Consider the following 10792-nt stretch of genomic DNA (forward strand, 5'->3'; position numbering starts at 1 on the left):
CGCGAAGATGTCGCTCTGACCGGTCTCGTCCCGCTCAGAGCGACAGGACGGCATCAATCGGCGTCAGCATGAGGTGGGCCTCTGCCCGGCGGCGGTTCAGCCGTCCAGTTCAGCGCGCGACGGCGGGTCCGCACCCGGGCGTGAGGAGGTCACCGCGGCAGCCCGCGCGGCATAGCGCAGGACGTCCTCCGTGTCCTGGACGCTGATCCGGTTCAGCGCCTCCCGGTGGGCCGCGCCCAGCAGGCCCCGGTCCTTCAGGGCGGTGAGCAGCGCGGCGGTGAAGGAGTCTCCGGCACCCACGGTGTCCTCGACCTCCACGGGGACGGTGGGCACCTGCACGATCCCCTCGGCGGTGGCGCACAGGATGTCCTGGGCACCGCGGGTCACCACCACCAGGGCGGGCTCCACCTGCTGCCAGGCCACGATCGACTCCTCGATGGTGCGGTCCGGGTAGAGCCACTTCAGGTCTTCGTCCGAGGCGTGCACGATGTCCGTCAGGGCCACGATCTCCTCAGCCCGGCGCCGGGCGGCGGCACGGTCCTGGACCAGGGTGGGACGGCAGTTGGGGTCGTAGCTGATGGTGACCGTGGGTTCGATCCGCTCCAGCAGCTCCATCACGGTGCTGGCCCCGGGCTCGAGCATGGTGGCGATGGACCCGGTGTGCACGTGGGTCAGACCCCCGTCCACGGAGAGCCCGTGCTCCACCTCGGCCGCAGCCGGGAGGGTCCAGTCCATGGTGAAGCCGTAGCTGGCGGCGCCGGTGGGGTCCAGCCGGGCCGTGGCCACAGAGGTGGGGGCCTGGTCAGCCTCGAGCACGCTGCGCACGGAGTTGGCCTGCAGGTGCTGTTCGATCATGGTGCCGTACTCATCCTGACCCCAGCGCCCCACGAAGAGGACCTCCTCGCCGAGCCGGGCCAGTCCGACGGCCACGTTCAGGGGACTTCCGCCCACGTGGGCCCGGGGATCGGCGGTGTCTGAGACCACCACATCCACCAGTGCCTCACCGATCACCGCCACCACGTCTGCCACGCTTCAACGGTACCCTACCGATGGGCCGCGAAACCGTGCCTGACCGCCCTCCCCAGTCCCCTCGAGAGGCCATCATGACCGAGCAGAACCGCACCCTCGCCCAACGCCTCGGCGTGGCCTGGACCGTCCATGGAGACGGCCGCCGGATCACCCCTGGCGAGGTGGTGGCACCTGACGAGAGACTGGGCTGGTTCCAGACGGCCGGCGTCGGGGTCCAGCACGTGATGGCCATGTTCGGCGCCACCGTGCTGGTGCCCACGCTGACCGGATTCCCCGTCACCGCAGCCCTGTTCTTCTCCGGGGTGGGCACCCTGCTGTTCCTGCTGATCACGCGCGGACGCGTGCCCTCCTACCTGGGCAGCTCCTTCGCGTTCATCGCCCCCATCGGTGCGGCCATGAACCAGCACGGCATGGGTGGAGCGCTCTTCGGGGTGCTGTCCACGGGCGTCGCGCTGTTCGTCGTCGGCGTGATCGTGCAGCGGGCTGGCGTGGGCTGGATCCACGCGCTGATGCCGCCGGTGGTGATGGGCACCATCGTGGCGCTGATCGGCCTGAACCTGGCCGGCGCCACCACCGCCGGCATGCAGGATGTCCCGCTGACCACCTTCGGCACCGCTCTGGCGATCGTGGTCTGCGCAGTGCTCTTCCGCGGGCTGCTGGGGCGTCTGTCGATCCTGCTGGGCATCGTGGTGGGCTACCTGATCGCGCTGGCGCAGGGCCAGGTGGACTTCACCCCGGTGGGCGAGGCGGACTGGTTCGGTCTGCCTCCGTTCCACGCCCCTGGCTTCCACCCGGACGTGCTGTTCCTGTTCCTGCCGGTGGTCCTGGTGCTGGTCGCGGAGAACATCGGCCACGTGCGCACGGTGGGCCTGATGACCGGGAGGGACCTGGACTCCTCCAATGGCCGGGCCCTGATGGCCGACGGTCTCTCCACCACCCTGTCCGGCCTGGGCGGCGGCGTGGGCACCACCACGTACGCGGAGAACATCGGGGTGATGGCCTCCTCACGCGTCTACTCCACCGCCGCGTACTGGGTGGCCGGGTTCACCGCGCTGGCACTGGCGTTCCTGCCCAAGTTCGGCGCACTGATCAACACCATCCCCGCAGGAGTGGCCGCCGGTGCGGGCATCATCCTCTACGGCATGATCGGCATCATGGGTGCGCGCATCTGGGTGCAGAACCGCGTGGACTTCTCCAACAGCATCTTCCTGATGACCGCCGGCGCCGGCCTGATCATCGCGATCGCCGACCCCCAGCTGGTGGCCTTCGGCATGACGTTCGGCGGCATCACTCTGGGCACCGCGGCGGCCCTGATCGTCTACCACCTGATGAGCGCGATCGCCCGGGCCCGCGGCACCGAGCCGGTCTCCCCCGAGGACGAGGACACCTACACCGCCTCCGAGCCGGGCCGCCTGGGCTGAGTCGATGCGCGCGCACCTGGTCATCTCTGGTCCGTCCGGCTCCGGCAAGTCCACCGTGGGGCGGCTGGTGGCCACACAGCTGGGGCGCGTGTGGCTGGAGGGGGATGCGTTCCACCCGGTGCAGAACCGGAACCGGATGGCCGAGGGGATCGCGCTCACCGATGAGGACCGGGCACCGTGGCTGGACCGGCTTGCGCAGGAGCTGCGCCGGCTCGGCGATCTGGGACTGCCCGCCGTCCTCGCCTGCTCTGCGCTGAAGCGGTCCTACCGCGACGTGCTGCGCGGCTGCGGGCACCCAGTGACGGTGGTGCAGCTGCAGGTCTCCCCGGAGGATCTGGCCGCCCGGGTGGCCGCCCGGCGAGCGCACTTCATGCCCACCTCCCTGCTGGCCAGCCAGATCGCGCTGATGGAGCCGCTCGAACCGGACGAGGACGGCGTCTCCGTGCCGACCGGTGCAGACGCGCAGTCCACCGCGGCCGCTGTGCTGACGGCTCTGGATCCGGGCTGACCGGCGGTGACGGCAGGGGGCCGGCTCGAGCGCTCGGTCTGGGAACCCCAGAGCACCCCGTCGGAGTCTCCGGCGTCGGCGAACTCGAAAAAGTCCATGGTGGTCAGGGCCCGGTTCGCCGCGATCGGCTCCACCTCTGGCGGGAGGGACCTGAAGGTCCGGTCTTGCACCCTCTTCCCGGAAACTCACCCCTCCCCAGGGAGGTGAGGATCCGGGCCGGGGGTGAGAGACGGCGGCTTGGACTGACTCAGCCGCGCGCCAGGTGGACCAGCACGCCCCAGCCGTTGCTCAACAGGTGCACCAGGATGACCATCGTCAGGTTGCGGTAGCGCCACCACAGCACGCCCACGAACCAGCCGAAGGTGCCCTGCACGGCGATCACCTGCGCCACATCCAGCCAGATCTGCCCGGTCCCGTGGCTGCCCAGGTGCATCAGTCCGAACAACACTGAGGTCACCCCGATCCCGGCCCACACTCCCAGTCCCGCCTCCAGCCGGGTCTGCAGCCACCGGCGGAAGAACAGCTCCTCCCCCACACTGGCCGTGAGTGCCGTGGCCGTCGCGGCGATGATCAGGAAGGTGGGGTCCACATCCCCCGGGTCGTAGATCGGATTCCACGGTGCCAGCTCTGCCAGGAGGAACCAGACCACCACGACGACGGCCGGCGCCCACCAGCGCCAGGCGCCGGATCCGCGGTGGATGCGGACCGATCGGCGCACCGTGAGCACCAGCAGTGCCGGCAGCGCGATCAGCAGGGCGGCCTTGGCCAGAATGTAGTCCTCGTTGCGCCAGGGGACCATGGCGGCGCCGGCGGTGAACACCAGGAACAGCACCAGCAGTCCGAAATTGGAGACGATCAGCCGGCCGCGATCAACGGCCTGTGCCGGCAAAGGCTCAGGGCGCCGAGGCAGCAGGAGGGTCAGCATGATGCCTGCCGCGGAGGGCAGCAGCAGCGTCCAGAGGGCCGGGGTGGCGGCGGTGGAGTCTGAGGAGGCGATCACCCCGTCCGGAGCGGCCACCAGCATGGTGATGATGCTGGCCACGGTCAGGCCCAGGGCGCCGAGGAACAGCGCCCGTCCCCACTGTGGTCTGATCAAAGGTGTGGTGTGAACCGTCTGATCCACGGCGTCCCCTCCTGTGGTCACCTGCTGTGTTCGACGGCTGATGTCAGCCCCTCGAGGAGCCCGGGCGGCGGCCCTTGGCGGCCCCTACGAAGTCCTGGATCAGCTGCGAGTCCAGCTCGCGCAGCCAGGCCAGGCCCACCTGCCAGCCGGGGTGGCCCTGGGGGGCCTCTGCCTGGACCATCGGCAGGACCACCACGTCCTTGCGGCCGAACTGGCGGGCCACCGAGGCCGGCAGCACCGTGTGCCCCACGCCGGTGGCGACGATCTCCACGGCCATCCGCTCGCCCGAACCCGGAGTCTCCGGGGCGTCCAGGGGATCCTCCGGGATGGGCGGGGCGAACCGTGCCGGGTCCATCAGCTCCTCCGGGTCCAGCTCGCTGGCCGGGACGGGACCGTCGGTCTCCACGTCCCACGCGGCGAGCAGGTGATCCTTGCCCACGCAGACCACCGGGGACTCCTCGTAGAACTGCACCACATGCACCGTGTCCGGATCGATCCCACCGGCCCGCAGGTGCTCCTGCGGCGTGGAGTCCAGGGGCCACCGGAGATAGCCGACCATCGGCAGCCCTCGCTGCCCAGCCCCCCCATCACCGGGAGCCAGCAGGAGAAACTGCGCGCCGTCGTCGTGGTGAAGCTGCTGGATCCGGCGCTCCCGCGAGGTGAACCGGTCCACCCATTTGGAGGGCGTGGCGCCCGGGATGGTGGTCAGGAAGAGCGTCTCCGGGACGATGTCCGGCACAGCTGGCGAGGCGATCTTCCGCGAGGCGGTTCTCTGCTGGAGCTGCCGCTGCGCTTGGGACGCCTGCGTGGACCGGCCCGGCCGAGCAGGGCGGGCGCTGCGGGCGGGCTTGCCGGATCGGCGCGCCATCGGGTCCTCCTGGGTGGGGTGCGGTCGGCTCGGATGTCAGTCTAGGGTCCAGCGGGCACCCGGTGCCATGGTGGCGAAGCGCTCTCGGAACGCCGTGGGGGTGGTGCCCAACTGGCGGGCGAAGGCCCGGCGCAGAGTCTCATCCGAGCCGAATCCGCTGCGCTGAGCCACCCGGGTGACGGTGTGCCCCTCCAGGATCAGCGCCCGGGCGGCATCCAGCCGCACACGCTCGAGCCACTGGGACGGCGTGGTCCCCGTCTCCGCGCGGAACAGCCGATTCAGATGACGCACACTCACCCCGGCACGGTCGGCCATCCCGGAGACGGTGTGCTGGGCCGCAGGATAGGCCTGGACGGACTCCATCAGCTCGCGCAGCACACTGTCCTGGGCGAGCGGACCGCTCAGCGCGGCGGAGAACTGGGACTGGCCGCCCGGCCGCTGCATGAACACCACCAACTCCTGGGCCACGGAACGGGCCGCCTCCGCCCCGGCGTCCTCCTCCACCAGGGCCAGGGCCAGATCGATCCCGGCACTGATGCCGGCGGAGGTGAGGAACCGTCCGTCGCGGATGTGGATGACGTCCGGCTCCACGCTGATCCGCGGGTATCGCCGGGCCAAGGTCTGGCAGGCCATCGCCCTGCACACCACCCCGGAGATCCCGCTGCTCATGGCCCCGGAGGTCGCCCTGGTGACCCGCGGCGTGGAGCTGGACGTGCTGGGGATCGGCTACGACGCCATTACCGACGAGCAGCGCGCCTCCGTGGTGGAGGCCCACCCCCGCCCGAACTTCAAGAAGGAGATCCTGGCCGCCTTCACCGAGGGCCTCAAGGACCGCCCGGACACCACCTTCGGCAACGTCAAGGCCGATGTGCTCCAGCACTTCCTGCCCGGCTTCGAGCGCGGAGACTTCGTCGAGGTCATCCAGGAGTCCGACTGGGCCGAGTGATCTCGCCCCGGTGACCTCACCCTGGTGACCGAACGGCCACGGCCTGACTCATCCGTCAGGCCGTGGCCGTCGTCGTTCCTCTGGGTCGAGGTGGTTGATCAGACCGTTCCGGCGGACCCGTTGGGGGTCACCAGGATCCGCTGCAGGAAGTCGGCCACGGTGACCACCCCCACGAACCGGTCCTGGTCCATCACCGCCACCAGCTGCTCGCCCTGCTGACGCAGTGCCGCAAGGGCCTCATGCAGCGGGGTCTGCGCAGGCAGGGTGAAGGCCGGGCGAGCCAGCTCGGAGGCCCTGCGATCGACGGGTTCCATCAGGGTGTCGCGCACATGCACCACGCCCGGCGCACCGCCCTGGGGGTCGGCGATCAGGATGCGCAGGTGTCCGGTGCGGGAGGCCGCGGCCTGCAGGTCCGCCACCGTGGCGTCCGGCAGCACCGCCGTGGGCGTGGCCTGCCGGTCCAGCAGATCACCCACCGTCCGGTCCTGCAGCTCGAACACCCCGGCCAGCTGACCGTGGTACTCCGGCTCCAGCGCGCCCTCTGAGGCCGAATGCTCCACCAGATGGCGGATGGTCTCCGCGTCCTGGCCTCCCACGGCGGCGCGATCCACCGGGGTCACGCCGCTGGCGGCCACCAGGCGATTGGCCACCTTGTTGACCCAGATCAGCAGCGGACGCAGGAACCAGATGTAGGCCCGGGTGGGACCGGCCGTCACCTTCGCCGCGGTCTCGGGATGCGCGATGGCCCAGGACTTGGGCGCCATCTCGCCGACCACCAGGTGCAGGAAGGTCACGAACAGCAGGGAGAGCAGGAACGCGGCAGTGTCCGCGATCTGTTCCGGCACACCCCAGCCGCTCAGGACCGGTCCGAGCCAGGCATCGACAGCGGGTTTGGTCACGGCACCGAGCGCGAAGGTGCACACCGTGATGCCCAGCTGGGCCCCGGCGAGCATGACCGTGAGCTCATTGATGCTGCGCAGGGCAGACCGGGCCGAGCGGCTGGTCTGCGCGTCCTCCTCCAGCCGGTGGCGGCGAGCACCCAGCAGCGAGAACTCGATGATCACGAACATCGCGCTGAGCACGATCAGCGCCGCGGTCACCGCAGTGACGATCAGGGGATTCTGCATCATCGTCCTGCCTCGCTCTCATCTGCGCTGTCCGCCATCTCGGACGGCTCCGGCCGGGCGCCGGGGATCTCCTCCAGGCGCACCACCAGTTCGCTCGGGACGTGGCGGCTGACCTCCGTCACCTCGACGATGAGGTCGCGGTGCAGCGGCTCGTCCAGGGACAGGTCCCGTGGATCGTCCGGCAACGCGATCCTCACCTCCTGACCCTCCTCGGGCAACTCGCCCAGTTCGGCGATGACGAGTCCGGACACGGTCTCGAAGTCACCCTCCGGCAACGGGTGTCCCACGGCCCGCTCCAGCTCGTCCACGTGGACGTCGCCGGCCAGGCGCCAGGTGTCATCGCGTTCGGACTCCACCTCGGGGGCCGGGTCGGTGTCATGCTCGTCGGTGAGCTCGCCGACCAGCTCCTCGGCCAGGTCCTCCACGGTGAGGACCCCGGCAAAGCCGCCGTACTCGTCGATCACACAGGCCATCTGATTCCGGGTGCTGGAGAGCTCCTCGAGGGCGTCCGGCAGGGGCATCAGCGTGGGCACCACCAGGGGTTCCCGCATCAGCTCCGTGACGGGGGCCGGGTCGTCCACGGGACGCTCCAGCAGGTCGATCAGGTGCACCACACCCAGCGGCTCCTGCTGGGCGGACACCACGGGGTAGCGAGTGTGGGCCTGCGCCATGAGCGCACGGACCTCTCCCACGGTGGTCTCCGGGCCGACCACATCCACCCGGGCACGCGGGATCATGGCGTGCTCCACGTCCTCGGACGGGAAGTCCAGGATGCGGTCGATCAGGATGGAGAACTCCTCCGGCAGGTCTCCGCTCTCACGGGAGTCGGCCACGATCCGGTCCAGGTCCTCGGCGGTGGCCGTGGTGTCCACGTCATGCACGGGCTCGATCCGCAGCAGACGCAGCAGGGCATCGGCGGACTTGTCGAAGACCACGATCAGCCAGCCGAACACCTTCAGGTAGATCAGCGTGGAGCGGGCCAGCGCCCGGGCCAGCGGACCGGGGTTGGCGATGGCCAGGTTCTTCGGATACAGCTCGCCGAAGATCATCTGGACCACGGTGGCCAGGGCCAGCACGCCCACGGTGCTGACGCCGATGGTCACGGCCGCCGGGATGCCCGCACCGCCGAGGATGTCGGACAGGGCCTGGCCGACCATCGGTTCGGCCACATAGCCGACCAGCAGGCCGGTCACGGTGATGCCCAGCTGGGCGCCGGAGAGCATGAAGGAGGTGCGGCCGGTGACCTTCAGGGCCCGTTCGGCGGCGGCGTCTCCGGCTTTGGCCTCGGCCCGGAGGCGGACCCGGTCCACGGACATGTACGTGAACTCCTGGGCCACGAAGTAGCCGTTGGCGGCGATGATCACGCCGATCACAGCCAGGCCGCCCACCAGGAGCAGGATGGAGTCGATCACCTCCGGCCCCCGATCCTCGGGCCGGACTGCGTCAGATCAGCAGGTTCGGCGTACGTGCAACTACAACTGTCGCCCGGGTCGTCGGACGACCCGGTGCGCGGCAGTGATCGATTCATCTGGGGTTTCTCAACTCCGTGTTCGGTGACAGGTCAACGGGAGAATTTTACCGACATCCCGTCTGCACCGCCACAGCCTTCCCACACGCCCGGGCCCGCAACCCGCCTCAGCCCTCGTGCACCCACGGTCGGCGGGTGTGGTCCGGCTCCGCGGCGCGCGGCAGCTCCCGTGTCACGGGTGCCACCTCGCCCTGCCCGAACAGCAGGAGCCGGATCAGGTTCCGCAACGGAGATCTCGTGGTCCATCGGAAGTAGATGTGCGGCATCATGCCTGTCTGGTCGCGAATGGCCAGCAGCACGGCAGCGATGGTCCGGGGCACGCTGGTCCCGTCCACACTGAGCACGCGGAAGCCCCTGCGTTCCACACCCCGAACCGTGGTGTGCGTGATGAAGTCGGAGTAGTCGGCAACCCGCACCTCCAGGAACAGTGCCCGGGAGGGATGGGGGATGTTGGCGGCCAGGCGCATGTGGTGCAGCTTCTGCCGGTACCGGCTGGCCGACTCCGTCCGGGACAGGCGTGTCTCGTGGGCGATCAGCCGCACCTGTCCCTTCCCTGCAGCCTCCGCCAGCCAGGCCACTGCGGTCGGATCCAGCTCCACGGCGATGCCCCGGACGGTTGCCGTCCGCAGGAACCGGGAGAGGAAGGACAGCACCACGATCACCCCGATGAACGCCAATCCCACGCGCAGGCCATCCGGCCGTTCGATGACATTGGCCCCCGTGGTGTAGATGAACACCGGCAAACCAGAGGATTCCGATCGTCAGCACGTCGTACACCGTGCCCCACAGGTCACCGAAGAACTCGTGGGCCAGATAGGCCAACGCCCGCCCGTTCGCCTCTCCTCCCGTCAGGAACCGCTCGTGCGGGATGAGCAGCGTGGTGACGAGGGAGGAGGAGAACAGGAAGCCGGACATGGTCACGGCCGCGGTGGTCAGCAGCCGCTGGGTCCCGCGGATCCGCCCGGCCGGCCGTTCACGGGTGTCGTGCACACCTCCCCTGATCTGCGGCATCACCGCCACACCGGTCTCGAACCCGGACAGTCCCAGCGCCAGCTTGGGGAACACGATCAGCGCCAGCGCCACGGCCATCACCGGGTCGCCATGGGCGGCGGAGAGACTCTCCCACCAGTTCCCGACGACGGCCGGCTGGGTGGCGATGCGCCACAGGCCGGTGAGGATGACGGCGGCGTTCACGGTCAGGAATCCGGCCACCAGGACGACAGCCAGGCCCATGACCTCCCGGAACCCACGCAGGAAGACCAGTACCAGACCGAGGATCAGGACCAGCGTGATGCCCAGCTGGTGACCTTCCAGAGCCTGAGGAGCGAAGGGGTTCTCGATCAGGTGCGCAGAGGCGTCCGCGGCCGAGAGCGTGAGGGTGATCATGAAGTCGGTGACCGCAAAGCCCAGCAGGACCAGGACCAGCAGCTTGCCGCGCCAGTGGGGCAGCAGCCGCTGCAGCACCGCGATCGAGCCCTGTCCATGGGGGGACTCCCGCGCCACCCGGCGGTACATGGGCAGAGCGGCACCCAAGGTGACCAGCACCAGCACGAACGTGGCCACAGGAGAGAGCAGCCCGGCTGCCAGAGCCGCGATGGCCGGCTGGTAGCCCAGCGTGGAGAAGTAGTCGAGGCCGGACAGGCACATCACCTGCCACCACGGATGCCCCTCGTGAGGGTCAGGGCGCGGACGGGCCCCCGGGCCGCTCGGTCCCGCCTCATCCTGCACGGGATCGGCCAGCCACCAGGACCTCAGAGTGCTCGGGTGCTCGGGTGCTCATGCACAGCGTGAACAGTAGACCTGCCGTCAACCCACCGTCAGGGCGCACCCCCGCCCACCCCAGAACGAACTGGAGGTCAGTTGTCCACCTCACCGTCCCGAGACCCTTCCTGGCAGGCTGGTTGTGAACCGGTTGGTTCCCTGATTGATGGAGCAGGTTCATGACTGTAATCATTCCGACCAAGGAGTTCTCCCCGGAGCAGCGGCGCCGGTTGGTGCTGGAGTATCTGGAGCGTCCTCATGGGACGAAGAGAGCGTTTTTGAAGGAGCAGGACATCTGCTTCGAGCAGTTGCGAAGATGGCAGGCGGCGTTGGCCGATGGTGACCTGGACAGGGGTCTGGTGCCTCGAAAGACTGGGGTGATGACCAGACGAGATGCCACGGAGATCCGCCGGCTTCAGGCCGAGGTTGATCGACTCAATGATCAGCTGGCTGCTGAGCGCAAGGCGGTGGATGCTCTGGG

11 protein-coding genes and 2 pseudogenes are annotated in these 10792 nt (G+C 69.4%); 4 read left to right on the plus strand and 9 right to left on the minus strand.

Going from position 1 to position 10792, the window contains the following annotated elements:
- Positions 1–96: 96 nt before the first annotated feature.
- The gene (locus BM355_RS11850) at positions 97–1029 is read right to left on the minus strand and encodes a carbohydrate kinase family protein (RefSeq protein ID WP_245760789.1); all 933 of its coding nucleotides are present in this window, start codon (positions 1027–1029) and stop codon (positions 97–99) included.
- A 74-nt stretch (positions 1030–1103) separates the two neighbouring features.
- Between BM355_RS11850 and BM355_RS11855 the strand changes: the two genes are divergently transcribed.
- Together BM355_RS11855 and BM355_RS11860 are read left to right on the plus strand one after the other, a co-directional pair.
- Positions 1104–2450, plus strand: coding sequence for a uracil-xanthine permease family protein (locus BM355_RS11855; protein WP_091698845.1), 1347 nt, complete (start codon positions 1104–1106; stop codon positions 2448–2450).
- Positions 2451–2454: 4 nt separating this feature from the next.
- Positions 2455–2958 (plus strand): gluconokinase, encoded by a 504-nt coding sequence (locus tag BM355_RS11860; protein ID WP_091698847.1) that lies wholly within the window; start codon positions 2455–2457, stop codon positions 2956–2958.
- 62 nt (positions 2959–3020) lie between these two features.
- On the opposite strand, the pseudogene BM355_RS14950 reads toward BM355_RS11860, so the two are convergent.
- The 4 genes and pseudogenes from BM355_RS14950 to BM355_RS11875 form a co-directional block, all read right to left on the minus strand.
- Positions 3021–3128 (minus strand): annotated as a pseudogene (locus tag BM355_RS14950) (DUF6924 domain-containing protein); the annotation flags it as partial.
- Positions 3129–3205: 77 nt separating this feature from the next.
- On the minus strand, positions 3206–4054 hold the full coding sequence (locus tag BM355_RS11865; protein WP_245760790.1) for a CPBP family intramembrane glutamic endopeptidase: 849 nt from the start codon (positions 4052–4054) through the stop codon (positions 3206–3208).
- A 70-nt stretch (positions 4055–4124) separates the two neighbouring features.
- Positions 4125–4949 (minus strand): LysR family transcriptional regulator substrate-binding protein, encoded by an 825-nt coding sequence (locus tag BM355_RS11870; RefSeq protein ID WP_177227945.1) that lies wholly within the window; start codon positions 4947–4949, stop codon positions 4125–4127.
- Positions 4950–4985: 36 nt separating this feature from the next.
- On the minus strand, positions 4986–5540 hold the full coding sequence (locus tag BM355_RS11875) for a GlxA family transcriptional regulator (RefSeq protein ID WP_245760791.1): 555 nt from the start codon (positions 5538–5540) through the stop codon (positions 4986–4988).
- On the opposite strand from BM355_RS11875, the gene BM355_RS11880 reads away from it, so the two are divergent.
- Positions 5518–5895, plus strand: a complete 378-nt coding sequence (locus BM355_RS11880; protein ID WP_218154341.1) for a hypothetical protein — start codon at positions 5518–5520, stop codon at positions 5893–5895. The two genes, BM355_RS11875 and BM355_RS11880, sit on opposite strands and share 23 nt — an antisense overlap.
- A 98-nt stretch (positions 5896–5993) precedes the next feature.
- Here BM355_RS11880 and BM355_RS11885 read toward each other — a convergent pair whose 3' ends face one another.
- The 4 genes and pseudogenes from BM355_RS11885 to BM355_RS15010 form a co-directional block, all read right to left on the minus strand.
- The gene (locus BM355_RS11885; protein WP_425435629.1) at positions 5994–7025 is read right to left on the minus strand and encodes a CNNM domain-containing protein; all 1032 of its coding nucleotides are present in this window, start codon (positions 7023–7025) and stop codon (positions 5994–5996) included.
- Positions 7022–8434, minus strand: coding sequence for a hemolysin family protein (locus BM355_RS11890; RefSeq protein ID WP_091698852.1), 1413 nt, complete (start codon positions 8432–8434; stop codon positions 7022–7024). Before BM355_RS11890 ends, BM355_RS11885 begins: the two co-directional genes overlap by 4 nt.
- A 223-nt stretch (positions 8435–8657) precedes the next feature.
- Positions 8658–9287, minus strand: coding sequence for a hypothetical protein (locus tag BM355_RS14955; protein ID WP_425435630.1), 630 nt, complete (start codon positions 9285–9287; stop codon positions 8658–8660).
- A gap of 76 nt (positions 9288–9363) precedes the next feature.
- Positions 9364–10197, minus strand: a pseudogene (locus BM355_RS15010) (amino acid permease); the annotation flags it as partial.
- A gap of 293 nt (positions 10198–10490) precedes the next feature.
- Here BM355_RS15010 and BM355_RS11900 point away from each other — a divergent pair.
- Positions 10491–10792, plus strand: a 302-nt coding sequence (locus BM355_RS11900; RefSeq protein ID WP_091698855.1) for a hypothetical protein, incomplete at its 3' end; no start/stop codon positions are given.

This window comes from Micrococcus terreus (assembly GCF_900116905.1).
Taxonomy (GTDB): Bacteria; Actinomycetota; Actinomycetes; order Actinomycetales; family Micrococcaceae; genus Citricoccus; species Citricoccus terreus.